The organism is Vibrio sp. 2CM40D (assembly GCF_023161825.1).
Lineage (GTDB): Bacteria > Pseudomonadota > Gammaproteobacteria > Enterobacterales > Vibrionaceae > Vibrio > Vibrio alginolyticus.
Map to the genome: position 1 here is coordinate 687,496 of NZ_JALNTL010000002.1, position 26,045 is coordinate 713,540.

The window sequence follows — 26,045 nt, forward strand, 5'->3', positions numbered from 1 at the left end:
GACGAGTGGCATCAATGCACAGTGAAGAATGCATTGGTAACCTTTGTTCTAAGTATATAACCCTCTGCTAAAAATGAAGGTTTAATCCGCTTTTTAAGGATGGTTAATTGGATAATGCTTTGAGCTGCTTCCGTTATTTAGAACCGCAGCATCGCGATAGTTTGCCATTTGTGATTTATTGAGTGATTAAACGGTCAATTTGGAAACTCGAAATGGTGATTCTCGACCACGCTTTAGCACAACAAATTGTTGATCGAACCATGTCCATCATTGGTCACAATGTGAATGTGATGAACTCGGCAGGCATCATCATTGGCAGTGGCGACCCTAAACGTGTTGGGCAAGTGCATGATGGCGCGGTACTGGCGCTGAATCATGGCGATTCGCTAGAGCTTAATGAGCAGCAATGTTTGACGTTGCAGGGTGTCAAACCCGGTATCAATATGTTGTTGAAATTACATGGCGACGTGGTCGGTATTGTTGGCGTCACAGGCGAGCCGGAGAAAATCCGAGATTTTGCAAAACTGGTTAAAATGACCGCTGAACTGACAATCGAGCAAGCCGCGCTGGTGGAAAAATTTCAGTGGGACAGACGTCATCGCGAAGAGTTTATTCTGGCTTGGATCAATGGCAAATTGACCGATGAAGAGCTGAAAGATTGGGCGATGCGTCTTTCTATCGATGTTACTCAACCACGGGTGGCAACGGTGATTGAAGTCTCGACGCCGTCGGCCTCGAAAAGCATGAAGAGTGTGCGCAATATTGTTGAGCTGCTTGAATACCCAGAGCGTAACAACCTAGTTGCGATTGTCTCAGTGAATGAAATTGTGGTGTTGAAACCGTGTCATTCCGCCAAGCAGTGGGATAGCCAAGTTGAAAGTGAGCGCATTGATAAGTTGATGTCGCGTTTAAGCGATCACGATTCGCATACGTTTCACATTGCGCTAGGGCAGCTGTTTAATGAGCCTAAAGATGTCGCGTTGTCATACCAAAGCGCGAAGCAGGTATTAGCCATTGGCAAGCAGTTCTACCCAGAGAAACGTAAGTACCTGTTCGATGAACTTCGTTTGCCTGTTTTGTTAGCGCCGTTGGCGGATATTTGGCAAGGTGAACAAATTATTGATGGTGTGAAACGGTTGAAAGAGAAAGACAAATCTGGGCAATTATTGAAAACCCTAGATGCACTGTTTGAATGCAATGGCAATGTAACAGAATGCTCTAAAATGCTGTTTATTCACCGGAACACTCTGCGCTATCGGTTAGAGAAAATCACCGAGATAACAGGGCTACCAACTACCAATTTTGTGGGGTTAGCGGAGCTTTATATTGCGACTCGGCTCTCAAAAATGTCGTGATATTGTGCATCTGCACAATACGCGTCATTTTTTGACCACATCATTTGTCACTCCGCCTAAAGGAATTCTAAAGCAAACGATTAATAATTCATGCGTCCCTACATGTTGAGTGAGCCAACACGGGCTCGCTCAGCAAAATAAGAATAAATGGAGTTATCATGAACCTTATATTAATCCTGCTCGGGGTGATCGCATTTATTGTGCTCACGACCACCAAATTCAAATTACATCCCTTTTTAGCGCTGATCATCGCGGCGTTCCTTGCGGCATTTGCTTACGGCTTACCGGCAGATAGCATTGCCAAAACCATTGCTTCTGGCTTTGGCGGCATCCTTGGTTACATTGGTTTGGTTATCGTTTTAGGTACTATCATTGGTGTTATTTTGGAAAAAAGTGGTGCGGCGATCACCATGGCCGATACGGTCATCAAAGTGTTGGGTGAGCGTTTCCCAACATTGACCATGAGTATCATAGGTTACATCGTTTCTGTTCCGGTATTTTGTGATTCAGGCTTTGTCATTCTGAACTCGCTCAAAGAATCACTCGCGAAGCGTTTAAAAACCTCAAGCGTTGCGATGAGTGTGGCGTTGGCAACTGGCCTATACGCAACGCACACGTTTGTGCCGCCAACTCCTGGCCCGATTGCCGCTGCGGGTAACTTAGGCCTGGAATCTAACCTTGGTTTAGTGATTGGTGTGGGTGTGTTTGTTGCAGCGGTTGCGGCGTTAGCGGGGATGTTGTGGGCGAACCGATTCCAACATGTTGAACCAGATGGCATTGAAGCCGCAGAGGAAATTCAGCATGATTGGCAAGCACTCAAAGCGTCTTACGGCAAATTGCCAACGGCGAGCCAAGCATTCGCTCCTATTTTTGTTCCAATCTTATTGATCTGTTTTGGCTCTATCGCGAAATTCCCAAGCCTACCGCTGGGCGAAGGTTTTGTGTTTGATGTTCTGACTTTCTTAGGACAGCCACTAACGGCATTGGTGATTGGCCTGTTCCTTTCTGTTCGCCTACTCAAGTCAGACAACAAGATTGAAGAATTTGGCGAGCGAATCAGCCAAGGTATTACGGCTGCTGCGCCTATTCTTTTGATTACCGGTGCTGGTGGCGCATTTGGCGCGGTATTAAAAGCCACGCCGCTAGGTGAATACTTAGGTACGACGCTATCGGCGCTGGGCGTGGGTATTTTCATGCCATTTATCGTTGCGGCTGCGCTAAAGTCGGCGCAAGGTTCATCAACGGTTGCATTGGTGACCACATCGGCTTTGGTTGCGCCTATGCTTACGCAATTGGGGCTCGATTCAGAAATGGGCCGCGTATTAACGGTGATGGCGATCGGTGCTGGTGCGATGACGGTTTCTCATGCAAACGACAGTTTCTTCTGGGTAGTTTCGCAGTTTAGCCGCATGTCGGTGGGCTTAGCGTACCGCGCGCAAACCATGGCTACGCTCGTTCAAGGTGTCACGGCAATGGCATTGGTGTACATTTTGAGCCTCGTTCTCTTATAAGTCTCTGGAAATACGTATGAAAGTGGTAATTGCACCTGATTCATTTAAAGAAAGCTTAACCGCCAAACAAGTGAGCGAGGCGATCAAAACGGGTCTTGCTCGCGTATGGCATGATGCTGAGTTTGTTACGGTTCCGGTCGCAGACGGTGGCGAAGGCACGGTTCAATCTTTGATAGATGCAACTCAAGGCGAACAAGTCTTCACAACAGTGACTGCGCCATTAGGGAATGATGTTGAAGCGTTTTATGGCATCCTCGGCGACGGCGAAACTGCGGTTATTGAAATGGCGGAGGCCAGTGGGCTACACCTTGTGCCGAGTGACGCTCGCGACCCAAAACTGACCAGTAGCATTGGTACCGGACAGCTGATCAAACACGCGCTAGACAGAGGCATTCAACGTTTAATCATTGGTTTGGGCGGCAGCGCTACCAATGATGGTGGCGTGGGCATGTTGACCGCGTTGGGGGTGGCGTTTCTTGATGACTCTGGTCATGCAATTACCCCAAATGGAGGCGGGTTAGCGGCGCTTGCGTCCATCGATATTTCTGGTCTTGACCCTCGTTTAGCAACTTGCGAAGTGTTGGTAGCGTGCGATGTTGATAACCCACTCTGTGGTGACAAAGGCGCGTCGGCTATCTTTGGCCCTCAAAAGGGAGCGACCGTATCAGACGTCACTCAGCTCGATAACGCATTGCGCAAGTTTGGCGAGTTGACGGAACAAGCGACGGGTAAGCATGTACTGACTCGTGAAGGGGCGGGTGCTGCTGGTGGTATGGGCGCGGCCTTGCTCGGGTACACGCCTGCACGTTTGCAACCAGGAATTGAGATTGTGCTTGAAACGGTCAAACTTGCTCAGCATGTTGAGGATGCGGATATCGTATTTACAGGCGAGGGTCGAATCGATCATCAAACCGCACATGGCAAAACGCCGATGGGCGTTGCTCAGGTGGCCAAGCAGTGTAATTTACCAGTCATTGCATTAGCAGGCTGTGTGGGCGACAACTATCAGGCGGTTTATGAGTGCGGTATTGATGCGGTGTTTGCTTGTGTACCAAGGGCGATGAGCTTACCTGAGGCCATGAAAGAGGCCGACGTCAACGTTGCTAATTTAGCCGAAAACGTCGCGAGAATGTGGCAAATTAAGTCGCACTGAAAGCGATGACGATATGAAAAACTCCACCTTTGAGTGGAGTTTTTTGTTGTTACCTGTTTGCGTGTGTCGGCATAAGTTCATTTAGTAAGAGCGAGTTAACAGGCATGCTTTGCTATCAATTTTGCCAGTGTTTGCATCGCGTGACTCCAATCGGTTTCATGACCAAAGTTTGCCACGCTGAGGCGTACGCAATGCCGATATTGCCCTTGAGTGCCAAATACGGTGCCGGGAAGTAGGCTGATTCTGTGCTTATTGCATGCTTGATACAACGCATAGCTGTCCGTGTCTTCGGGCAGTCGCAACCAAAGCAAGAACGAACCTTGCACGGCGTTGATCTGGTATCGATTTTTTAGAGGTTCGTATTCATCCAAGTATTGATGAAGCATCTGGATAAATCGGCGCATGTTGTTTTGATAAACCCGACCCATTCGCGCAGTATGCGTTCGATACTTGCCTGACGTTAGAAACGTTGCCACGGCGGATTGCATCAGGTTCAAACTGCCCATGTTCTCACACAGTAGATATTGCTCAATCTGATCTCGATATCGCCCCGCCAACATCCAACCAATTCTCAAACGCGAATCGAGCGTTTTGGATAACGAATTCACGTAAATTACGCGTTGCTTGTCATCGAGCAATCTCAAGCTTGGTAACGGCTTGTCATAGCTTAACCCGCCAAACACATCGTCTTCGATAATAGGAATATTGCCAGATGCCAAGAGCAATCGCTGGCGCTTTTCTAGCGGCATCATGGCACCAGTTGGATTGGTGAAGTTTGGCGTTACGATGATCGCTTTTATGTCCCATGTCGCCATTGCTTTTGCTAAGGCTTCGGGGCACATACCGTCGCGTGGGCAACTCGGAATTTCCACCACTTTGAGGCCGAGTGATTCTAGCATCAATAAGTTGCCAAAATAGCAAGGGGACTCCACCGCGACGATATCGCCTTTTTGTGTCGTTGCGCGCAGCGCTAGGCTAATGGCTTGTTGCGCGCCGTGCGTCACCATGATCTCATCCAACTTGGCTGGCGTGCCCAAATCTTGTGTGATTTTCGCCAGTTGTTTGATTAAGAGGTGATCACCGGGTGGTAATTGGTAATGGCTCGGTACATGCGTTTGCTGGCGGCTGTGGCGGCCGATCTCGGCGTACAAGCTTTTGATCGCGGGGGAGTCAATGTTTGGGTGGGCAGAACCGGTAGGCAAACGCTCTTGGTATTCAGGATAAGTAAGGATTTCTTTGCAGATCGAGAGCAAATCCACGCGAGTCGGATCCGGAATTGAGCGAGAGGTCGGCAAAGCGACTTTAACTCGATAACCCGATTTGGGAACCGAGTACACCAAGTTTTGTGCTTCCAGCTCTTGATACGCACGAATCACGGTATTTTTACTGACGTTTAATTCTTGGCTCAACGAGCGAATGGAGGGCAGTCGATCATCCGCCTGATAAACGCCACCATTGATGGCTTGTTTGAGGTGTTTTTCCACCACGAGGTACTTATTCCCTTCACCGCTTCCCAATAAATCTGTACCCATAAAAACACTTCCATCTGTCACTTTTTGAAAACACTGTACCTAATTACATTAGCAGTATCTCAAAACATAAAACAAGCGTGAGTGAGGCGATCATGTTAATCCGAGCCATCCCTTTTGTATTTGTCATCCTTTGGGCTTCTGGATTCGTTGGTGCGCGTTTTGGTTTGCAATATGCCGAGCCAGCGACACTACTTTCTATCCGTATGGCATTCAATGTCTTACTGTTTTTGGTTCTTGTGGCGGTATTGCGTAGAAGGTTGCCGACAGGAAAAGATTTTTGGCACAGCTGTGTAGTTGGTGCGTTGATCCACGGTTTCTATCTGGGCGGTACTTATCTCGCTATCGCCTTGGGTATGCCTGCTGGGTTGAGTTCGTTGCTGGTGGGTATTCAACCGATTTTAACCGCGGCTTTGCTGGTGGCGTTTGTTCGTGAGGAATTTAAACCCTCGCAATGGTTGGGTTTGGCTCTTGGTTTTGTCGGTATCGCTATGGTGTTGATGGGCAAAATGGAGTGGCAATCCGAGCAGCATAAAGTGTTGGCCATTGGTTTGTGTTTGTTGGCTTTGGTTGGTATCACGCTAGGGACGCTTTATCAGAAAAAGCATTGCCAACAAGTGGATATGGTGGGTGGTGCGACGGTGCAATATTTGGCCGCGCTCGTCATGTTTCTGCCCGTTGCGATGCAGTTTGAAACCATGCAAGTGCAGTGGGAACTGGAGTTTATTTTGACTGTGTTGTGGTTGGTCGTCGTGCTCTCTTGTGTAGCTATTCTACTGCTGCTGTACATGGTTAAGAACGGTGCTGCATCGAGCGTAGCTTCTGTATTCTACCTGGTGCCGCCAACGACGGCGATTCAGGCTTGGCTCGCGTTTGGAGAGTCATTTGATTGGATGGGGATTTCTGGTTTCGTACTGGCAGCTACGGCGGTGTATTTGGTGGTTAAAAAGCCGGATCTGACGATAAAGAAATCGATTCAAACAGAATATACCTAAATTGGGTAGGGACATTTGCGTATCAGTGGGTACAATCTGCTTCATCTTAATCCGTGGAGCAGAATGATGAAGGTAAAGCCAGATCGAATGACCGCCATGCGTAGCATCATCGAGCAAGTAAAAGCGGAACTACCAATTTATGAACCAGAAACGTTTGTATGTGGACCAGAAGGGCAGTGCATTGGCTGTCCGAAGAAATTGTTGGAAATGGTCGATTCAGAAGTCACTTATTGGGAGTCAGCCATGGAGCGCGGCATTGTTCCGCAGTTCGATGAGATTCGTCGTTTTGGCAAAATGTGCACGAATGTTCGTCGTGGTCTGGTGCGAAATAATGTGCCTTTACTCAGTAACTAGAGAGTAAAAATCGTCTAATATCTGACACATAGCGTCGTTTTGTTACACTGCTCTTTGGGTGCTGTTCTCAAGTTTGCGTGGTGTTTGTCTCTTCTTACCCTTTGGGCCTTTAATCGTAAAAAATTGGCGATATATTGGCTCGGTCTCACATGGATGTGGGGCTATTGTCTTGGGCTAGTTGAGATAAGAAACGTGAAATCAAAGGGATTTACGCTGATGGAAATCACCATAGTGCTTACCACTTTGGCTTTCATCGCATTAGCTGCTTTACCAGTACTACTCGATATTCATCGCCAAGCATACGCTGCGATGCTGCACAGTTCTCAGTCTTCTTTGGGTACGGCTCTCAAGTTCTTCCATGCTCAATCAGTGATTGATAACGCTTACGGCCAAGAGCACGTTCACTACATTGACCAACAAGTCAAAACACGCAAAGGCATGCCAGAAGCGAGTGCCGATAGTATTCGAGCTTTGTTAGAAATCGATCTACCAGCCAGAGGTTACTCGAAAATTGACGTGCCGTGCAAAGGCAGTGATTTTTGTATCATCGGTCAGCAGCACCCGAACAGCGCTCATTTTGTCGCGATTCCTGATTATCAGTTCTTAGATAAATCGGGCGTTGATCGCGTGGTGTACATTTGGCCGCAGGGTTACACATTGGCAGAAGAAGCGTGCTATTTCTACTACGTGAATCAAGCCTCTAACGATTCAATTGTTCGAGGGCATGTGACGCAAGGGTGTTAACCCCGAATAAGTGTTGCGAACAACGGTTATCGTGACTCTACAAATCGGGGTTTTTCGAACGGCTTTGCGCTTTATACAATACCATTTTTTGACTCATCAAGACTTTACCATTTGGCAAGGTCACTTCCCCAAGTTCCCCCTGATGTTCAAATCCAAACCGTTCATACAAAGCAATCGCTGGTGTGTTGGTTGTGTATACGTAGAGTGCGATTTGGTCGTAACCAAATTCCCAACCACGTGCGATCGCGACTGCCAACAGTTTCCGCCCCAATCCTTTGCCTCGGTAGTTTTTGTCGATGTGAATACCAAGAATACCGACGCGAAGGCGTTGCCCTCTTTCGTAACCGCACATCTCAGCTGGGTAGATTTCAACACTACCGATAAGTTTTTGGCGGTCAAACGCGACAAACTGAGGGATGGACTCGTTTTCCACACGTTGCAGGATTCTGCGAAGCGTTGCGTTATCGGGTGCAGGAGAAATCAAAAATTCCCCTTCGGAGTACACTCGATTCCACAGCGCGGTGAAGCGCGCGATATCGCTCACCTTGATGGATCTGATTTGCATTCATCTTCCTTGATTAGTGCAGGTTAGTAACGGTTAGGGGATAAGCTCAGATAAACAACGAATTTGGTTAGGAATGGCTTCGGCTGGTGCATCAGCGCCCGTTGGGTTAAACCAAATTGTGTTTACGCCCGCTTTCATCGCAGGGTAAATATCTTTGTGAGGTAAATCGCCAACCATGGTTATTCCACTCACGTTAACCCCTAACTGTTTTGCGATGGCGAGATAAAACTCAGGTTGGTTTTTAGCGATGCCGAGGTTGGCAAAACAAAAATAGCCATTTAAGTATTGGTCTAAGTCGACGCGAACAAATGCACGCTGAACCTCTTCCATGTTGGAATCAGATGCACTGGTCGCAATGTAGATGGGATGATTTTGGGAAAGTATTGCCAGTGTTTCTCTGGCTTGAGGAACTGCTTCTACGTGTTCCCAATCGCACATTTTTCCTTGTGCGTGAGGGAAATCTACCATCAAGGTGTTCCCCCAATCGAAAAGATAAATCATGTTCGAATCTCCTTATCCGCACATCATATCGTCTTTTTCTAAAATTAGGGGGTAAATTGCATCGATAAATACGATTTAGGTGGGTTTAGTCGTGAAAAGCGCTTAATTGTCGTTATCGTTACAAATGTTTCAGCATAATGCGTGAGTTAGTTTTAAAACCTTGATTATCGTAAAAGCGCTGTGCTGGCTGATTGAATTCCATCACTTCCAATCGAATTTGTGTGGCATTGGCGTCGCGCGCCCATTGCTCACAGGCTAGGAGCAGTTGGCGGCCGATTCCTTGCTGCTTTTGCGCTTCATCGACAACAATTGTTCCCACGCGACAAATTGGGTCTTTGATCAGAAAACTGACGGTGTCGTTTTGGGTGATCATCGCGGTTAAGAAGCCGAGAATTTGCTGTTCGCGTTCGGCAATCAAAAAGAGTCGCTCTTTGTTCTCTAGTGCTTGTGCAAGAAATTCGCGGTCAGCTTCTGAAGGCGCAACAAAGGCTTCTGGCGCATTCGCAAAATGCAGTGAATTAATTTGAAAATTAAGCTGAAAAATTTCGTCTAAATCATCGGGAATCGCTTGTCGAATATGGACTTGCATTCTATCTGCCCCCTGCAATATCGATAAATGATCCCGTGACATAAGAGGCTTCGTCACTTAATAGCCAAGCGATCGCATTTGCTACTTCTTCTACCGTGCCACCGCGTTTAAGAGGAATTTGAGGGCTGAGTCTATCTACTCGGTTTGGTTCTCCGCCGTCGGCATGCATATCAGTGTAAATGAAACCAGGTCGAACGCCATTGACGCGAATATTGCGCTCTGCCAACTCTAGCGAGAGCCCTTTAGTTAAGGTATCCATCGCGCCTTTTGATGTGGCGTAATCGACATACTCAAATGGCGCTCCTGAGCGCGACGCTCCAGAGGAGACATTCACAATTGCACCGCCTGCACTGAATCGCCTCGCCGCTTCTCGACAGCAGAGAAAACAGCTATTCACATTGGTGTTCATTACTTTCTGAAAGCGTTCCAAGCTAATTTCTGACAAAGGCGATTGAGTAAATAGGATGCCAACGTTGTTGACCAAGTGCGTCACTGCACCAAATTCACGTTCTGTTTCATCAAACAAGGAGAGCACTTGCTTCTCATCGGCTACGTTTGCGGCTATGGCAATCGCTTTGCCACCGTTTGCTTGTATTTCTGCCACAACTTGGTCGGCGGCCTCTTGCTGAGTGCGGTAATTAACGCAAACGCGATAGCCTTGCTCGGCCAGCTTTTTCGCCGCTGCGGCTCCAATACCTCGGCTTGCGCCGGTAATGATGACTACTTTATTCAAAATACGTCCTTATTTATGTAGTGAGTAGATTTTATCGGCGTAGGGTTTGCCACCAATTTGGTATGCGTCTGGAATGACCTCAATGAGTTCGAAACCACATTTTATCAGGACACGCTCTGACGCAATATTGCCTTCAGTGACCGTCGCGGAAAAGTGGTTGATGTTATGTGTCGAGGTTGCCCAGTATAGAAGCGCTTGAAGAGTTTCTGTTCCAAACTGTTGGCCATGAAATTCCGGCAAAAGTAAGTAACCTACCTCTGCCTTACCGTTTTCAATAGCAAAGCCAGTGATGCCGATGGGTTGTTCAGATTGCTTATCGAGTATTACAAGGCAAAGCCAATGCTGGCAATTTGGGGTCCATGGTAATAATCGCGAAGCAAATTTTTCTCTTATTTCTGTTTCGCTGGGACGATCGAAACAGAGCGCAATAACCTCTTGTTCGGAGAGTAATCGTTGAAAGAGTTCCCAGTCACTGGCTTTGATGGGTCTTAATTGGCTTCTGTGCGTCTCGATGTAAACTGACATGCGTGTCCTTACTGCATCAATGTGGAGATTCAGTCTCTCATCCTCTTATCTGTTTAATCAAATAGTTGCATTCATAAAAGTGATTTATGTGGTGAATAGTTGGCTGGGTAATGGATTATTGCCATATATTCATCTTTGAGATGCAAATAACAAAATTTCATACTTGAGGCATACAGAGCAACACGGAAATGATGTGGATCAAGAGAGGACTACCCATAAAGTAGTAATTTGCGACCTATAATTACATTTTATTTGGAAGTGTTGCTAATTATGTCAATAAAAAAACGATATGTTGCACTGCTGGTTGCTGCCGGCATTGGTGTGGGCTGGTTAACTTTGGGGGGGAGTGCGGCAGTAATGCATTACACCTCAGATACTGAATTTTGTCTCTCGTGCCACTCTATGGAAACCCCTTACAAAGAGTACCAAGGCTCAGTGCACTTCAGTAATGCGAAAGGCATTCGCGCGGAATGTTCTGACTGTCATATTCCTCAAGAACCAATGGATTACCTGATCACCAAAATTCGCGCGTCGAAAGACATCTACCATGAATTTGTGACAGGTAAGATCGACACGCCAGAGAAATATGAAGCACATCGTAAAGATATGGCTGAAACGGTATGGGCTCAGTTCCGTGAAAATGATTCAGCGACGTGTCGTTCGTGTCATGATTTCGATGCAATGGAAGAGTTTGAGCAATCACGTGATGCGGCGAAGATGCACGCTTACGCGAAAGCAAACGATCAAACGTGTATCGATTGTCATAAAGGTGTGGCGCACTTTGCACCAGAAGCAGAGCTAGACAGCAAGGCATTTGAAACGTTGATGAGCTTCACCACAAAAACATCACCTGGTGCCAAAGTCGTTTACCCTGTGACTGAAATCGCAATGGGTGAGATGGGTAAAATTAACCCAACGACGAAGTTGGAAGTAATCAGCTCTGAAGGCGACAACCGCACTGTTAAGTTGAACGCATTCCAAATGAAAGGCGCAGAGCAAGTGCTTTACATGGGAGAAGGTCAACGTGCCATCGTTGCAACGCTAACAGAGCAAGGCCAACAAGCGCTTGAAACTGGTGAATTTGAGGCAGATGTTTACGGCAACGAATGGCGCGCGGTTTCTCTAACTGGCGCTATTGATTCTCCAGTTGTTGACACGCTTGAACCCGTATGGTCATACGCAGAAGAGTTGGACAACGTTTACTGTGCAACTTGTCACGCGAAAATTCCTTCAAATCACTTCACAGTGAATGCATGGGGACCGGTAGCGAAAAGTATGGGTGATCGAACTGATATTTCAGCCGAGAACCTAGAAATTCTAACCAAGTTCTTCCAGTACCACGCGAAAGATGTGGTTGGTCACTAACGATAAATAGAAGGATAAGATTATGACTAATATGACCCGTCGCGGATTTCTAAAAGGCACTGGTATGGCGGCTGGTGCAATGGCATTCACTTCATTTGCACCTATGTCTGTTGCGTCTTCTAATGCTCGCGGCAAAGGCATTCTAACGGCGGGCCGCATGGGCCCAATGTTATGTGAAGTGAAAGATGGTAAGTTGGTTTCGACTACTAATGCTCTTCCACAAACTGTACCAAATAGTCTACAAACTACTGGGCCTGACCAAGTGCATACCAAGGCGCGTGTGAAGTACCCAATGGTACGTAAAGGCTACTTGGCAAACCCATCGTCGCCAGAAGGTGTGCGCGGTAGTGATGAGTTTGTGCGTGTGTCTTGGGATGAGGCTTACAAGCTGATCCACGAGCAGCACATGCGAATTCGCAAAGAATATGGCCCGGCTTCTGTGTTTGCAGGCTCTTACGGCTGGCGTTCAAGTGGCGTGCTGCACAAAGCACAAACCTTGCTGCAACGTTACATGAGCATGGCGGGTGGCTATTCAGGCCACTTGGGTGACTACTCAACGGGTGCTGCGCAGGTCATCATGCCGCACGTTGTGGGCTCTATCGAAGTGTACGAGCAGCAAACCACGTACCCAGTGGTACTAGAGCACAGCGATGTGGTTGTGCTTTGGGGCTTAAACCCGATCAACACTCTAAAAATCGCGTGGAGCTCAACAGACTGTGCTGGTCTTGAGTTCTTCCATCAGTTGAAAAAATCAGGCAAGACGGTTATCGCTATTGACCCTATTCGTTCTGAAACCATCGAGTTCTTTGGTGAGAATGCGGAGTGGATTGCTCCTCACCCAATGACCGACGTGGCAATGATGATGGGTATCGCACACACCTTAGTGAAACAAGGTAAGCACGATAAAGCCTTCCTCGATAAATACACCGCAGGTTACGACAAGTTTGAAGCGTACCTGATGGGCGAAGAAGACGGCGTAGAAAAATCAGCAGAATGGGCATCACAAATCTGTGGCGTACCTGCAAAGCAACTTGAGCTACTGGCTGACATCTTCAGTAAAAACCGCACCATGCTGATGGCGGGTTGGGGCATGCAGCGCCAACAATACGGTGAGCAGCGTCACTGGATGCTGGTTACACTGGCAACGATGTTGGGCCAGATCGGTTTACCGGGCGGTGGTTTTGGTTTCTCTTACCACTACTCAAACGGTGGTAACCCTGCTCGTGATGCTGGCGTACTTCCTGCGATTTCGGCATCGCTGGGTGGCGGCTCTTCTGCGGGGAACGACTGGGCGGTGTCTGGCGCGGTGCAAAGCTTCCCTGTGGCGCGTATTGTCGAGGCGTTGGAAAACCCAGGTCAATCCTACCATCATAACGGTCATGAACTGACGTTCCCGGACATCAAGATGATTTGGTGGGCAGGTGGTGCGAACTTTACTCACCACCAAGACACCAACCGTCTGATCAAAGCGTGGCAAAAGCCTGAGCTGATCGTGATTTCAGAGCCTTACTGGACGGCGGCTGCGAAGCACGCGGACATTGTTCTGCCAATCACCACATCGTTCGAGCGTAACGACTTAACGATGACGGGTGACTACAGTAACCAACACTTGGTGCCAATGAAGCAAGTGGTTGAGCCGCAAGGTGAAGCGCGTAATGACTTCGATGTATTCGCGGACATGGCAGAGATGCTAGCTCCGGGTGGCCGTGACGTATACACCGAAGGCAAAACCGAAATGGAATGGCTGTACGGCTTCTACAAGGCGGCGCAACAAGGTGGCCGTGGCTCTCGCGTAGCAATGCCGAACTTCAGCAAGTTCTGGGAAGATAACCAACTGATCGAGATGAAGTGGAACGAGAAGAACGCACAGTTTGTTCGTTACGCAGATTTCCGTGAAGACCCGATCATGAACCCGCTAGGTACGCCAAGTGGTAAGATTGAAATCTTCTCGAAAACCATTGAAGGTTACCAGTTGGAAGACTGTCCTCCACACCCTACGTGGATGGCACCAACCGAGTACACCGGCAATGCAAAAGATGGCGAGTTGCAGTTAATGACCGCGCACGCAGCGCATCGTCTACACAGTCAGTTTAACTACGCGAAGATTCGCGAAGAGTACGCAATTGCAAACCGTGAACCTATTTGGATCCACCCTGAAGATGCGAAAGCGCGTGGTATTAAAACGGGCGATCTAGTTCGTGCGTTTAACAACCGTGGCCAAGTATTGGTTGGTGCAGAAGTGACTGACCGAATCAAGCAAGGTTCAGTGTGTATTCATGAAGGCGGCTGGCCGGATCTGGATCCGAAAACCGGCATTTGTAAGAACGGCGGTTGTAACGTGTTAACGTTGGATATTCCGACCTCTCGACTTGCAAACGGCTGTGCGGCGAACTCGGCACTGGTTCGTATTGAAAAATACACTGGCCCAGAATTAGAACTAACAGCGTTTGAACCACCAAGAAATGGTTAGAAAAAAGTAGCGTTTTAAAGCAAGAAGCCAGCGAATCGCTGGCTTCTTTTTATCTAGTCATCGTTCACATTAGCGCGAAGCGAGAGAAACAAACGGCATCTGTTTCTTAATCTGAAATGTCGGGAGTAAAGTAAATACAATCGCGACAAACAAGACCGAGCCTATTAAATCTTCAGGGCGATGCATGCCCAGCCATAAGCGGCTATATGCGACGCTCATTCCCCACATCCACAATGACAGTGCAGAGATATAGCACTTGTTCTGTAAGAACAAACCACCAAAGAAAGCCAAACAAATCGAAACGAAAATCGTATGGCCGGATGGGAAAGAATAGTCTTTCTCGCCTTGCCAATGGCGCGTTCGCCAATCACTGACGTGTTCAGAAATCTGGTTAATTACGTTGGCTTGCTGCTTTGTATCCAACTGATAAAACGCTTCTGGGTGCTCAATCAATTGCTCTGCAGCAAGCAGTTCGGCGTAGGGACGCGGGCTTTCTGTCATCAGTTTTAGCCCCGTTTTGCTGGCAAAGCCAATCACCAGTAACAACCCTAACATTGAGAGTTTTTGTATCCACTCAATGCGACTTGGTTTAAAGCGAAATAAAGAAAGCAGTAGCAGTGTTAACGTAATTAAAAAACCTTTGCTACCAGCAGAATCTGTGAGCAAAGTAAAAGTAATACCCAGACTTTCAGGCACCTGTGAAGTGAGATTGTGATAAGAGCCAAACAGCGACATTGGGATGATGCCAAGAACAAACAAGGCGAGCATCATCAATCCATATTTTTTGGTTTTCATTGAGAGCGTTTTGTTTTTATTGAGGGTTATTCAACCACGTTAAAATAAGGGGCTTATCTTACGTTATCTGGCGTGAAAAACTTATCAACGCTCTGTCAATTCGAGCGTGAAAGTGATATTGCAGCTCTTCGTTGTGAAAGGAGAGGTTGTTGAAAGTACTGAAAGGCAAACGCGCTCATCCATAAGCGCTTTGTTCAGGCGTGAGCAAGGTTAGCTCACCAACCCTAATAAATATTCCGATGCGGCTTTTGGATCTTCTGCGTGGCAAATCGCTGAAACCAAAGCTAAGCCGTGAACACCAGTGGCGCTAAGCTGTGGAATGTTACTTTCGTTAATGCCGCCAATGGCAACAATCGGCAGTGAAGTCGTCTCTAACGCCATTTTCAAACCATCAATACCCCAATGTTTTTTTGTGTTGGTTTTGGTCGGCGTCGCGAAGATAGCGCTCAAACCGATGTAATCAATCGGCAGAGAGTTTACTTCTGCCAGCTGCTCTTCAGTCTCAATCGATAAGCCGAGAATCTTGTTTGGGCCAATCAATTGACGAGCGATCTCTGCTGGCATGTCTGACTGCCCGAGGTGAACACCATCGGCATCGACGGCAAGGGCAACATCAACACGATCATTGATGACTAACGGGACGCCAGTGCCTTCAAGAATCGTCTTGACGGCTTGAGCACGTTCGATAAACGCACGCACATCACCGTGTTTTTCGCGGACTTGTACCATAGTCACGCCACCTTCCACGGCTTTTCTCACAACACGCTTTAGTGTGGCTAAATCTTGTTGGTCATCGGTGACCAAATATAAACGATAGGCGTTCATTGGGTTTCCTTTAAGCCTCTCATTGAAAGAGGATTGAGAGGCTAGTGTTAAAAGAGAGAAAAGCTTAGCTCACTTGCAGTTTTAGGCGCTTTGCCAGTGTCTCTTCATCTAGCTGGTAAAGCTCATCCAACAGGTTCATTTGCAGGCTACCTGGGCCGCGAGCTTGTTCCGCTGCAATCTCGCCAACAACGCCTAGTACCGCCGCTGCAGCAAGTCCGGTGTTATCACCAACAGCAGCAAAAGCACCCGTCAGTGCCGTTAGCGTACAACCCATTCCGGTTACGTATGGCATCATCTCGTGACCATTGTTCAGTTGCACGGTTTGTTCCTTCGTGACGATGTAATCAGTCTCGCCAGAAATTACCACGCTCGCACCATACTCTGAGACTAAGAAGTTGGCTGCGCCAAGTGCTGCGTCGCTGCTGTCTAACGCATCGACGCCTTTGCTTTGTGCTTGCTCGCCAGCGAGTGCAATGATTTCTGAAGCGTTACCTCGGATGATGAGTTTGTCTGCAAGGCGTGCGATTTCACGTGATGTCTCGGTACGTAGTGAGCTTGCTCCGCAACCGACAGGATCGAGCACAACGATTTTACCATTGGCATTGGCTTGCTCTACGGCATAGCTCATACGCGGTGTCCAAATGCTGTCTAGGGTACCGATGTTGATAACCAATGCGCCAGCGAACGACATCATCTCTGCCATTTCCTGCTTGGAGTGCGCCATGATTGGAGAAGCACCAATAGCCAATAGGGCGTTTGCCGTGTTGTTCATCACCACGTAGTTAGTGATGTTGACGACTAATGGCTTTTGTTGGCGTACTGCGGTTAATGCTTGGGTGATTTGTTCAATTAACATGAGACTCTCCGATTAACCTTGCTGAGCGTTCAGACCTTGTTGCCAGAATGCCACTTCCATACGCGTTGCGGTTTTGAATACCTGAATCAGGTTTTGACCACGCTGGCTATTGATATCGATTTCCGCCAATAACTGGTTAAAGTGTTCTGCACCTTTTGCGACACCAGATTGGAATTCCTCACCACCGTAGAGGTTGATCCAACTTGCGTATGGATTGCCTTCGATTACCGTGTTCTCACTTTCAATCAGCATCTTACCGATTACGGCATAACCGATAGAACATGGTGCCAGTGCCGCGTATAGATCAACAAGATCGCCCGTCATTCCTGCATCCAACACGTAGCGGGTGTAAGCCACAGTGCCGAAATCTTCTGGCTCGTTTTCTAGGTCGGATTCCGTCAGTCCCCATTGCTCACAGTAAGTCACGTGATGGGCAATTTCAGAATCGAGCAATGCATGTACGCTTGGTAGGGCGCGGCGCATGTCATCCAAAGTACGCGCTTTGTAGATCGCTAATGCGTAAGCTCGCGCGTACTGTTTTAGGAAAAGAAAATCCTGCTTTAGGTAATGCAGAAAACAAGGCTGAGCCAGAGTGCCTTGCGCTAATTGCTGCACGAAAGCATGCTCAGTGTATTCTTGCCAATCTTGGCGGCAAGCGTCGATCAAATCTTGGTATTTCATTATGGGTATCTCGTTATCAAAAGACCCTAGGCTTAGATCCTAAGGTCAGTAGAATTAGTCAAAGTTCGGTACGTAATCTTTCGCTTTTGGCAGTGTTTCGATGATTTTTTGTGAATACATGAACTGCGCGTAATCATCGTAGCGCTTCAGATCTACAGCAGATGGACGAAGAGCGAAACGAGTTAGCGTGTCGTTCCAAGCGCGTTGGTTAAGCTCGTTGTTGAGGGTGTCTGGTGAATAAGCCACGAACTCTTTCCACGACTCTTTTGGATGGTTAACGATGTAAGTGGTTGCTTGCTCTAGTGCTTTGTTGAATGCTTTGATGGCTTCTTTGTTGTAGGTTTTCGCATTAGCTACGAAAACTAACTCATCATACGCTGGCACGCCGTGTTCTTCAGGGAAGAAGGCTTTAGCTTTATAACCTTCTAATGCCAGTTGGTTGGTTTCGAAGTTACGTAGACCGCCCCAAATCGCATCCACCTTGCCAGACGCAAGAGACGAAGACAGCGCCCAACCTACGTTGATGATTTGTACGTCAGAAAACTTCACGTTCTCTTGCGCAAGCATAGTGCCGATTGTCGCTTCTTCGTTGCCTGCGATCGCAATACCGATCTTCTTGCCTTTCAAGTCGCCAAGCTTTTCATTCTTACCGTTATCTAGCACCATCAGCGTGTTGAGTGGCGTAGCAATCAACGTCGCAGAGCGGATTAGTGGTAAACCAGCCGCGACATCGATAGTTAGGCTTGGTTGGTAAGAAATCGCCATGTCGACTTTACCCGCAGCGACCAACTTAGGTGGTGTGCTTGGATCTGCAGGCTCTTGAATATTGACCTTCAAACCTTGCTCTTTGAAGTAACCACGCTCTTTGGCAATCACGATAGGACCATGATTTGGATTGACGAACCAATCCAACATCAGTGTCATCTCTTTTTCTGCTGCAAGCACATTGGTTGATACCACTGAAGCGAGTAGAGCAGCAGCGCTCATAAGTTTGTTTTTATTCACGGGGTTCTTCCTTTTCTTTCCCAATTTTCTTTGGTTATTTTCTGTAATTACTTGCTTTCCCAAGGGATGGCTTTTTTCAATAATTTATCGGTGATGAAGTAGAGTGAGATAGACAGCACGGCGAGGATAAACAGCGCCGCAAACATCTCGTCAATGATCATGCGAGCGTTAGCTTGGAGCATCAGATAACCCAAGCCTTCACTTGAACCTACCCACTCACCGACCACTGCTCCAATTGGCGCAATAACGACGGCAACACGAATACCTGAAGCTAACGTTGGTAGCGCGGCTGGCAATTGAATATGACGAAGTAGCTGCCATTTAGACGCGCCCATGGTCTTGGCAAGATCGAGGTAACCTGTTGGTGTATTGCGTAAGCCGTCGTAGCAACATGTCGTGACGGGGAAAAAGATGATGATTGCCGCCATAACAACTTTTGAAGCAATGCCGTAACCCAACCAAAGCATGAGCACTGGCGCGATGGCGAACACAGGGATCGCTTGGCTAGCAATCAGAATGGGCAGTAACCAACGCTTCAGCGGTTCGAACATCAGCATTTGCAATGCGAACAGCAAACCCATTGATAATCCAAGCGCCAAACCAAGTAAAATCTCTTGCGCGGTAACCCAAGTATGTTTGAGCAAGACATCGTAACGAGTGACCAATCTATCCAGCACTTCAATTGGTGAAGGTAAGATGAAGCTTGGCATGTCGAATACCACAACAACCAACTGCCACAATCCCAAGATCACCGCTGTGCTAATGACCAAGCGCAGAGCCGGATGGGTCACGCGTTCTTTTTTACTAATGCGTGCCGAAACGGAGTTGTACTGAGTCATATCACTCATAGTCTTTCTCCAGTTGATCCAAAATCGCTTGTTGTAACGCCGCGCACTCTCCATCGAGAACTCGGGGCGGCTTGGAGTCTGGAACGACCAAGTGCTGAGCTTGCGCAGGTGTGCCTTGCAACACATAGAGTTGGTGAGCTAATCGCACCGCTTCTTGTGGGTCGTGGGTAATCAGAACAACCGTCTTATCTTTCAGCAATTCGGCAGACAAGGTTTGCAACTTATGACGAGTAACCGCGTCCAGTGCAGAGAAAGGCTCATCCATCAGAACTAGAGGCTTGTCTTGCATCAGAGTGCGAGCAAGGGCAACACGTTGTCTCATGCCGCCAGAGAGCTGAGCTGGCTTAGCATCCGCGTAATCGGCGAGTCCCACTTGGCTTAGTAAAGTCAGTGCACGTTGTCTATTTTGCTCTGGTGCTTGCACTTGAGAAAATCGAGAACTGAGGCAGACGTTGTCTAACACATTCAACCACGGTAGCAATAAATCCTGCTGAGCCATGTAAGCGATACGGTCATGCAGTGCAGCGCCATCCGTTGTGATGAGTTCGCCATGCCAGTCAACTTGGTCATCCAGTAGGCCAGCTAAGTAACGCAATATTGTGGTTTTCCCGCAGCCACTGCGACCAAGTAACACTGTCCATTGATTAGCAGGAATAGTCATACTCAACCCTGCTAGCGTTGGTGTTTGGCTGTCTTTGTATCGCAGACTAGCATCGGAAAGCTGAATGCCAATCGCGTTAGCGAACATAAGTATGACCCGCAAAAAAGTGGTTCACAGGGCCATGGCCTTTACCTACATCCAATTCATCAGCGTGTGCGATAGCTTGGCTGATGTACTGCTTACCCAGGTGCACCGCTTTGTGTAGGTTGTTGCCTTGGCCAAGATAAGACGCAATGGCGGAAGAAAGTGTACAGCCTGTGCCATGAGTGTTTTTGGTTGGAAATCGCTTGGCGCTAATTAACTCGGCACTGTCTTGCATGATAAGCAGATCGTTGCTGTTTTCATTTTCTTCAAGGTGACCGCCTTTGAGCAGAATAGCTTTGGCGCCAAGCGCACGAAGGTCGGTAATCATATCGTTCATTTCAGATTCTGATTGAGGCATTGGCTTACCCGTCAATGCTGCGCCTTCGGGTAGGTTAGGGGTAATGATGTCTGCGAGCGGAATCAATTCTTCTTTTAAAGTGCTGATTGCCGACTGTTCCAGTAATAGATCGCCGCTGGTGGCCACCATCACAGGGTCAATCACGAGGTGTTTTGGCTGGTATTGTTTAATTTTGTCTGCAACGACTTTGATGATGTTGGAATCTGCCAGCATGCCCACTTTGACTGCAACGATGTTGAGGTCGGTAAATACTGCATCAAGTTGGCTCTCTACATGGTCGAGAGGAATGGGGAAAATCGCAGAAACGCCTTGGGTATTTTGCGAAGTAATCGCCGTGATTACCGAGCAAGCAAAACTGCCGGTTGCGGACATCGCTTTGATGTCGGCTTGAATACCTGCACCGCCACCACTGTCTGAGCCCGCGATGGTCAATACGATAGGGGTAGGCAAGGCTGGCGTGTGATGTGAATGAGGTTGTGATTGCTGCGTCATGGTCGCTCCTACTACAAGACGTATAGGAACTGACTTTGACCGTTGCAGATAGATCGATTTTTCGATCGCTATCGCTTACCTAAGAGGGGCGACGAAAGGCAAAGTGTGCATAGTTCCCTACGTCAGTGCTAACTGAATCAGGTTCAACGGGTCTCGAATTTCGATCTCAGCCAACACTTGTCGTGTGGCCCCCCGACTATTTCGTTCGGATGATAGCAGGACCATTGCGGAAGGGATACGTTTTTTGAGCGTAATTATAATGAGTATTCAATTATGCGAGGTGAGTGATAAAGTAAGCACCTAAATGGTTTGCTGGGTGGAATTTACTAGTGCAACGCTCTGGTGAATGAGCAGAACCTGGAATATTTAATAAATAATCGTGGTCTCGTTAAGCAAGGATTAGCACAAAACAAGGTTAAAAAACTGTTAAAATTTAACGTGTTGCCAATTTAACTTTGTTGAACTTTTTCACAGTTAATTAGGATGGCTAAGACGATCATCGAGCAAGGAGACTTCATGCTTAATTCTGTAACAGCGAAGTCAGTGATCGATCATGCGCTCTTTTTGGGGGCTGATTTCGCTGAACTATTCGTTGAACATCACCAAACCAACACTGTCCAGATCGCATCTGGTGAAGTGGATAAGGTTAACTCGGGTATCGATTTTGGTATCGGTATTCGTCTTTTTTTCGGTCATAAGGTGCTTTACGGTTACACCAACAGCACAGATGAAGCCGAACTAAAGCGCGTAACCTCGCTGCTTGCTGCAAAAGACAAGCGTGAGCAAATCGCGTCAGCGGGTTCTTTGAATTTGAACCGCTACCCAATCCAACATGGTTGCCGCATGCCACTAAGTAAGGATGCTAACCTAGATTCAAAAATCGCGTTTCTATTGAAAGTTGACCAAGCCGCACGTGCTGAGAGTGAGCATATCAGCCAGTTTATTGGCAGCGTGCTTCAGCGTGAACAACAAGTGTCTATCTTCAACTCAGAAGGTCTACACGTTGACGATACTCGTCATTACATCCGAGTTGCTGGTAATACCGTCGCTCAAAAAGGTAATGAGCAGTCTTCTGGTATGGAAGGTCCTGGCGCTCTTGCTGGTTGGGAATTCAGTGAACAGCTTGATGCCAAAGAGCTAGGTCAAACTATCGCGCAACAAGCGTTGGTAAAACTTGGCGCGGATGCTTGTCCATCGGGTGAAATGCCAGTGGTAATTGGTAACGGCTTTGGCGGCGTAATCTTCCACGAAGCGTGTGGTCACTTGCTAGAAACCACTTCAGTTGCGAAGAAAGCTTCAGTATTCCACGACAAGATGGGCGAAATGGTTGCTCACACCGCGGTGAACGCAGTCGATGATGGCACCATGACCAACGAATGGGGCTCGATTCACGTTGATGATGAAGGTATGAAGACTCAGCGCACTCAGTTGATCAAAGACGGTAAGCTAACCAGCTTTATGGTCGATAAAATGGGTGGCATGAAGACAGGTTACGAACCTACGGGGTCTGGTCGTCGTCAAAACTACAAGTTTGCACCAACCTCGCGTATGCGTAACACCTTTATCGAAGAAGGCGAGCATTCACTTGATGACATGCTGGCAGGCATCGAGCGTGGTATCTATGCGAAGAAGATGGGTGGTGGTTCGGTTCAACCGGGTACGGGTGAGTTTAACTTTGCTGTTCGTGAAGCTTACCTCATTGAAAGTGGCAAAATCACCAAACCTCTGAAAACAGCAACGCTGATCAGCACGGGTCCAAAAGTGTTGAAAGAAATCAGCATGGTCGGCAGAGACATGGCGCTTGCGCCGGGCATGTGTGGTTCAGTAAGTGGTTCAGTACCAACAACAGTCGGTCAGCCAACGCTGAAAGTCGATAACATTCTGGTAGGAGGCGGTAACTAATGAGCCAAGAACAACAACTTCTCAATGCGGTTGATTACGTCCTATCAGAAGCAAAACGCCAAGGTGCAGAAGCGGACGTCATTGTAAACCGCAACAGTAGCTTTTCTTTGAAAGCGTACCAAGGAAAGCTGGATGAGTACAAAGTAAGCTCAAGCCAAGTTCTGGGTGTTCGTGTTGTGAAAGATGCGCGCGTTGCGACAAGCTACTCTGAGTCGTTAGAACAACCAAGCTTAGATTTGATGCTGACTAATGCACTGCAAAGCGCTCGTTTTTCCAAGCAAGATGAACATCAGACCATTAGTTGTGTGAACAGCCAAATCACGACTGACGTGGCTGAGATTGCTCAAGAAGACACAACTTCGGTTGATGAAAAAATTGAACTGTCTCTCGCACTTGAGCAAGGCGTAGTGGCTCTGCCTCACGCTTCTAGCGCACCTTACAATGGTTATAGCGATGGCGAAACACAACTGATCATTGCCAATACTCAAGGCACATTGTGTCAACACTTCGAGCGCTCGTTCACTTGTTACGCGTATACCTTGTTTGAAAAAGACGGCAAACAGTCAATGGCGGGTAGAATGTCACTTGGTCGCCGTTTTGATGAGTTGAATCCAGCTTACTGTATAGAAGGTGGCTACAACCTTGCTCGTGATCTTCTGGAAGGCGCTCCGGTTGCGACAGGTAACTACCCTGCTATTTTCCACATCAATGCGCTAGCAAGTTTATTCGGTGCTTTCGGCAGTGCTTTCTCTGGCGTAAGCGCGATGAAAGGCATTACGCCACTGGGTGACAAGCTTGGTCAACGTGTTGCGAGTGATTTAATTACCTTTACTGATACGGCTTACATGCCAAATGGTATGGCAATCGCGAGTTTTGATAGTGAAGGCTTCGCTACTCAAGATAATGTCATGATTGCTAATGGTGAGTTGAAAACCTTGCTACACAACAGCCAGACCGCAAGTTACTTGGGCGCAGTCTCGACAGCAAGTGCCGCTCGCGGTGCAAAATCGAGCCTAGACGTATCAGCGAATCACAAAGTTATTGCGACGGGTAACAGCAGTGCGTCAGAAGTAAAAGCGGGTGAGTACCTAGAGTTAGTCGAACTTCAAGGTGTCCATTCTGGTGCGGATGCAGTGAGTGGTGATTTCTCATTTGGCGCGAGTGGTTTCTTGTGCCGTGATGGTAAGCGCATTCAACCAGTTCGTGGGATCACGGTAGCGGGTAACTTCTACAATATGCTGCAAGAAGTTGAGGCAGTAGGTGATACTCAGCTAATTAACGATAGCCGAACTTTCTTCTCGCCAGACGTTCGTTTTGCTCGTTTGAGCATTGGTGGTAAGTAAACTTAGCATTACTATAGAAACAAAAAGAGGACTCAATAGAGTCCTCTTTCATTATCTAGCAACGTGTGCGCGAATAACTAGAATTCGCGTATGTCCAACTCATTGTGGATCAATACTACACACTGAGAAGCGAAAAGCATCTTAGGACCTAAGCTGATCTTCTCTGTGCCAAGGCGCTTTAAGCTGTTAAAAGACTTTTTCGGCATCGGTATATGGTCAGTTAGCAAGAAACATGGATTTTCACCAATTTCTGCATCACGAACAAATTCGCCTTTCTTATCCAGCATATATAGTTGGTGATCTTCTGCCAGTTCTTGTACTAGGCGTTCAAAGCTCACTGTACGAACGGTAATACCAGGTTCGACTTCACGAAGTTGCTCTTTACCCATACCAACCGAAGCATCCAAAGCGCGAGCCACTGCTGCAATCAAGGTTGACTCATGGAAGCCGCCAATGTTGGTGATGTCGTTGGAGCGAATAGTAATGGTGCGTGAGAAATCTTTTGTGCTTTCTAAAACCAAGTGAACAACCACATCTTCACGGTGTGATTGAGCAACGAACATCGTGTTCATCATGGTATGAGCAAGAATCTCTGTATGCGCTTCATTACCAACACCTTCTAACAGTGCTTTGCTGGTGGTTGGCGCCGCGCGAGCTCGTAAAACAAAAGAGCGCATGAATTTAGCCTCTATATAGGAAGAGTGAATGCGCGGAAGTATATACCCAAGCAGGGAAGGGATGCGAGTTTAATAGCAAATGTGAACTTACTTACAAAGCTTCGATTGTGGAGCTGGGTGTGCTGGCTAGAATAGGAGGCAACCCTGTTAGGAGTGGTATATGGAAATCAAACAGATAAATAAAGACATTTATAAAAAGAAAGTAAACCTTGTGATTGGCGGTTTTGTTGCGTTGCTCGCCATCTCCTCTCTTGCCTTTAGTACCTTGTTGATTGTTTTGTTTGGCAACACTGAAGTCGTACCAGAACAATCAACGGGCAATTTCCATTGGAATTTGATTGGTGTCGTTCTCGCAGTTGCAACTTCCCTCTCTTTATTGAATCAAATTAAAACTCGACCATACATGGAAGAAGTGCTGTACGTTTGGAAACTCAAGCAGCTGCACAACAAGATCTTTCGTAAACTAAAAAGCATTAAAGTAGCCGCGAACAATGGCGATGTAAAAGCGCTGACGATCCTTAAGTTCTACTATACGACTCAAAGTCAGGTGTTTGAGCTAGACAACAACACACTGACGATGAGCAGTGTAAATAAAGAATTGGAGGCTATCGAGCAAATCGAAGCGGCGCAATCAATGAGTCTCGATATCACAGGCTTTGAAGAGTCTTGGCTAGACACATATTGATTGCCTATTTGCTACTTGAAGTTAACAACTGAGTGCTAAAAATAAGCGTTTGAGTGAGATTTAATCATTCGACGCTTTTTTTTGATTTTTTTTCTGAAAAGGGGTTGCCAAGAAAAATCATCTCCCTATAATGCGCCTCCGTTGTCAGGGCAAAGCGGAAACGCAAAAGCGGTTGGCAAGAAGGCGAAAGAAAACTTCTAAAAATTAATTTAAAAAAGTGTTTGACACTGAAAATTAATTCCTTAGAATACGCCTCCGCTTCGATAGCAAAGCTTACGAAGCAAGCTCTTTAACAATATAGACCTATCAATCTGTGTGGGCACTCGTTGATGATAATCCAATTAGATATTTCTTTCTTAACGGAAAGCGGTATCAAATTAGGTTTCAATGAAACGAAGTGACCATTGAATCGAAAGATTCAGCACAGTCAATTCAAACATTACT

26 protein-coding genes and 1 riboswitch are annotated in these 26,045 nt (G+C 47.3%); of the genes, 11 read left to right on the top strand and 15 right to left on the bottom strand.

Features of this window, described 5'->3' with window-relative positions; translation table 11 throughout:
• The first annotated feature begins 212 nt into the window (after positions 1–212).
• The 3 genes from MTF70_RS06450 (at position 213) to MTF70_RS06460 (ending at position 4,019) form a co-directional block, all read left to right on the top strand.
• Positions 213–1,355, top strand: coding sequence for a sugar diacid recognition domain-containing protein (locus MTF70_RS06450; RefSeq protein WP_005374330.1), 1,143 nt, complete (start codon positions 213–215; stop codon positions 1,353–1,355).
• A gap of 158 nt (positions 1,356–1,513) precedes the next feature.
• Positions 1,514–2,866 (top strand): GntP family permease, encoded by a 1,353-nt coding sequence (locus MTF70_RS06455; RefSeq protein ID WP_021452774.1) that lies wholly within the window; start codon positions 1,514–1,516, stop codon positions 2,864–2,866.
• A gap of 16 nt (positions 2,867–2,882) precedes the next feature.
• Complete coding sequence (locus tag MTF70_RS06460) at positions 2,883–4,019, top strand: glycerate kinase (protein WP_017634361.1); 1,137 nt, start codon at positions 2,883–2,885, stop codon at positions 4,017–4,019.
• Positions 4,020–4,114: 95 nt separating this feature from the next.
• Here the strand turns inward: MTF70_RS06460 and MTF70_RS06465 are convergent, their stop codons facing one another.
• The gene (locus tag MTF70_RS06465) at positions 4,115–5,551 is read right to left on the bottom strand and encodes a PLP-dependent aminotransferase family protein (RefSeq protein WP_193843881.1); all 1,437 of its coding nucleotides are present in this window, start codon (positions 5,549–5,551) and stop codon (positions 4,115–4,117) included.
• A 92-nt stretch (positions 5,552–5,643) separates the two neighbouring features.
• Here MTF70_RS06465 and MTF70_RS06470 point away from each other — a divergent pair, with 92 nt between their 5' ends.
• The 3 genes from MTF70_RS06470 to MTF70_RS06480 all read left to right on the top strand — a co-directional run bounded on the left by MTF70_RS06470 (position 5,644) and on the right by MTF70_RS06480 (position 7,641).
• A complete protein-coding gene (locus MTF70_RS06470) occupies positions 5,644–6,543 on the top strand; it encodes a DMT family transporter (RefSeq protein ID WP_054865878.1) in 900 nt (299 codons plus the stop codon).
• Between the two features lie 66 nt (positions 6,544–6,609).
• Positions 6,610–6,897, top strand: a complete 288-nt coding sequence (locus MTF70_RS06475) for a hypothetical protein (protein ID WP_005374318.1) — start codon at positions 6,610–6,612, stop codon at positions 6,895–6,897.
• A gap of 153 nt (positions 6,898–7,050) precedes the next feature.
• Positions 7,051–7,641: a prepilin-type N-terminal cleavage/methylation domain-containing protein gene (locus tag MTF70_RS06480; protein WP_262591170.1), complete on the top strand. Its 591-nt coding sequence runs from the start codon at positions 7,051–7,053 to the stop codon at positions 7,639–7,641.
• A 37-nt stretch (positions 7,642–7,678) separates the two neighbouring features.
• Here the strand turns inward: MTF70_RS06480 and MTF70_RS06485 are convergent, their stop codons facing one another.
• The 5 genes from MTF70_RS06485 to MTF70_RS06505 all read right to left on the bottom strand — a co-directional run bounded on the left by MTF70_RS06485 (position 7,679) and on the right by MTF70_RS06505 (position 10,554).
• Positions 7,679–8,206, bottom strand: coding sequence for a GNAT family N-acetyltransferase (locus tag MTF70_RS06485; protein WP_025768768.1), 528 nt, complete (start codon positions 8,204–8,206; stop codon positions 7,679–7,681).
• 33 nt (positions 8,207–8,239) lie between these two features.
• On the bottom strand, positions 8,240–8,707 hold the full coding sequence (locus tag MTF70_RS06490) for an HAD family hydrolase (RefSeq protein WP_005374312.1): 468 nt from the start codon (positions 8,705–8,707) through the stop codon (positions 8,240–8,242).
• A gap of 118 nt (positions 8,708–8,825) precedes the next feature.
• Positions 8,826–9,296, bottom strand: a complete 471-nt coding sequence (locus MTF70_RS06495; RefSeq protein WP_025768770.1) for a GNAT family N-acetyltransferase — start codon at positions 9,294–9,296, stop codon at positions 8,826–8,828.
• Between the two features lies 1 nt (position 9,297).
• Positions 9,298–10,029, bottom strand: coding sequence for a glucose 1-dehydrogenase (locus MTF70_RS06500; protein WP_104976337.1), 732 nt, complete (start codon positions 10,027–10,029; stop codon positions 9,298–9,300).
• A 9-nt stretch (positions 10,030–10,038) separates the two neighbouring features.
• Entirely contained in the window at positions 10,039–10,554 is a 516-nt protein-coding gene (locus MTF70_RS06505; RefSeq protein WP_005374306.1) for a GNAT family N-acetyltransferase, read from the bottom strand.
• Positions 10,555–10,824: 270 nt separating this feature from the next.
• On the opposite strand from MTF70_RS06505, the gene MTF70_RS06510 reads away from it, so the two are divergent.
• Both MTF70_RS06510 and MTF70_RS06515 read left to right on the top strand, forming a co-directional pair.
• Positions 10,825–11,919 (top strand): NapC/NirT family cytochrome c, encoded by a 1,095-nt coding sequence (locus MTF70_RS06510; protein WP_205461198.1) that lies wholly within the window; start codon positions 10,825–10,827, stop codon positions 11,917–11,919.
• A gap of 22 nt (positions 11,920–11,941) precedes the next feature.
• Positions 11,942–14,389: a trimethylamine-N-oxide reductase 2 gene (locus MTF70_RS06515; RefSeq protein WP_205461197.1), complete on the top strand. Its 2,448-nt coding sequence runs from the start codon at positions 11,942–11,944 to the stop codon at positions 14,387–14,389.
• A gap of 69 nt (positions 14,390–14,458) precedes the next feature.
• On the opposite strand, the gene MTF70_RS06520 is transcribed toward MTF70_RS06515, so the two are convergent.
• The 8 genes from MTF70_RS06520 to thiD all read right to left on the bottom strand — a co-directional run bounded on the left by MTF70_RS06520 (position 14,459) and on the right by thiD (position 20,994).
• Complete coding sequence (locus MTF70_RS06520; RefSeq protein ID WP_025768774.1) at positions 14,459–15,184, bottom strand: phosphatase PAP2 family protein; 726 nt, start codon at positions 15,182–15,184, stop codon at positions 14,459–14,461.
• A gap of 210 nt (positions 15,185–15,394) precedes the next feature.
• On the bottom strand, positions 15,395–16,009 hold the full coding sequence (thiE, locus tag MTF70_RS06525; protein ID WP_025768775.1) for a thiamine phosphate synthase: 615 nt from the start codon (positions 16,007–16,009) through the stop codon (positions 15,395–15,397).
• 64 nt (positions 16,010–16,073) lie between these two features.
• Positions 16,074–16,865: a hydroxyethylthiazole kinase gene (gene thiM, locus MTF70_RS06530; protein WP_025768776.1), complete on the bottom strand. Its 792-nt coding sequence runs from the start codon at positions 16,863–16,865 to the stop codon at positions 16,074–16,076.
• Between the two features lie 12 nt (positions 16,866–16,877).
• On the bottom strand, positions 16,878–17,546 hold the full coding sequence (tenA, locus tag MTF70_RS06535) for a thiaminase II (protein ID WP_025768777.1): 669 nt from the start codon (positions 17,544–17,546) through the stop codon (positions 16,878–16,880).
• A gap of 54 nt (positions 17,547–17,600) precedes the next feature.
• Positions 17,601–18,551: an ABC transporter substrate-binding protein gene (locus MTF70_RS06540; RefSeq protein ID WP_025768778.1), complete on the bottom strand. Its 951-nt coding sequence runs from the start codon at positions 18,549–18,551 to the stop codon at positions 17,601–17,603.
• A gap of 47 nt (positions 18,552–18,598) precedes the next feature.
• Complete coding sequence (locus MTF70_RS06545; RefSeq protein ID WP_009706843.1) at positions 18,599–19,399, bottom strand: ABC transporter permease; 801 nt, start codon at positions 19,397–19,399, stop codon at positions 18,599–18,601.
• The gene (locus MTF70_RS06550) at positions 19,392–20,147 is read right to left on the bottom strand and encodes an ABC transporter ATP-binding protein (protein WP_033907185.1); all 756 of its coding nucleotides are present in this window, start codon (positions 20,145–20,147) and stop codon (positions 19,392–19,394) included. Before MTF70_RS06550 ends, MTF70_RS06545 begins: the two co-directional genes overlap by 8 nt.
• A complete protein-coding gene (gene thiD, locus MTF70_RS06555; protein ID WP_005383329.1) occupies positions 20,137–20,994 on the bottom strand; it encodes a bifunctional hydroxymethylpyrimidine kinase/phosphomethylpyrimidine kinase in 858 nt (285 codons plus the stop codon). The genes MTF70_RS06550 and thiD overlap by 11 nt, the downstream gene beginning before the upstream one ends.
• Positions 20,995–21,091: 97 nt before the next feature.
• Positions 21,092–21,199: riboswitch (TPP riboswitch) on the bottom strand.
• Positions 21,200–21,510: 311 nt separating this feature from the next.
• On the opposite strand from thiD, the gene MTF70_RS06560 reads away from it, so the two are divergent.
• Both MTF70_RS06560 and MTF70_RS06565 read left to right on the top strand, forming a co-directional pair.
• Positions 21,511–22,896, top strand: coding sequence for a TldD/PmbA family protein (locus MTF70_RS06560; protein WP_205461194.1), 1,386 nt, complete (start codon positions 21,511–21,513; stop codon positions 22,894–22,896).
• Positions 22,896–24,239, top strand: a complete 1,344-nt coding sequence (locus MTF70_RS06565) for a TldD/PmbA family protein (RefSeq protein ID WP_025768781.1) — start codon at positions 22,896–22,898, stop codon at positions 24,237–24,239. Before MTF70_RS06560 ends, MTF70_RS06565 begins: the two co-directional genes overlap by 1 nt.
• Positions 24,240–24,316: 77 nt before the next feature.
• Here MTF70_RS06565 and trmY read toward each other — a convergent pair whose 3' ends face one another.
• On the bottom strand, positions 24,317–24,916 hold the full coding sequence (trmY, locus tag MTF70_RS06570; RefSeq protein WP_017634347.1) for a tRNA (pseudouridine(54)-N(1))-methyltransferase TrmY: 600 nt from the start codon (positions 24,914–24,916) through the stop codon (positions 24,317–24,319).
• Positions 24,917–25,076: 160 nt separating this feature from the next.
• On the opposite strand from trmY, the gene MTF70_RS06575 reads away from it, so the two are divergent.
• Positions 25,077–25,601, top strand: coding sequence for a DUF3087 domain-containing protein (locus MTF70_RS06575; RefSeq protein ID WP_025768782.1), 525 nt, complete (start codon positions 25,077–25,079; stop codon positions 25,599–25,601).
• Positions 25,602–26,045: the final 444 nt, after the last annotated feature.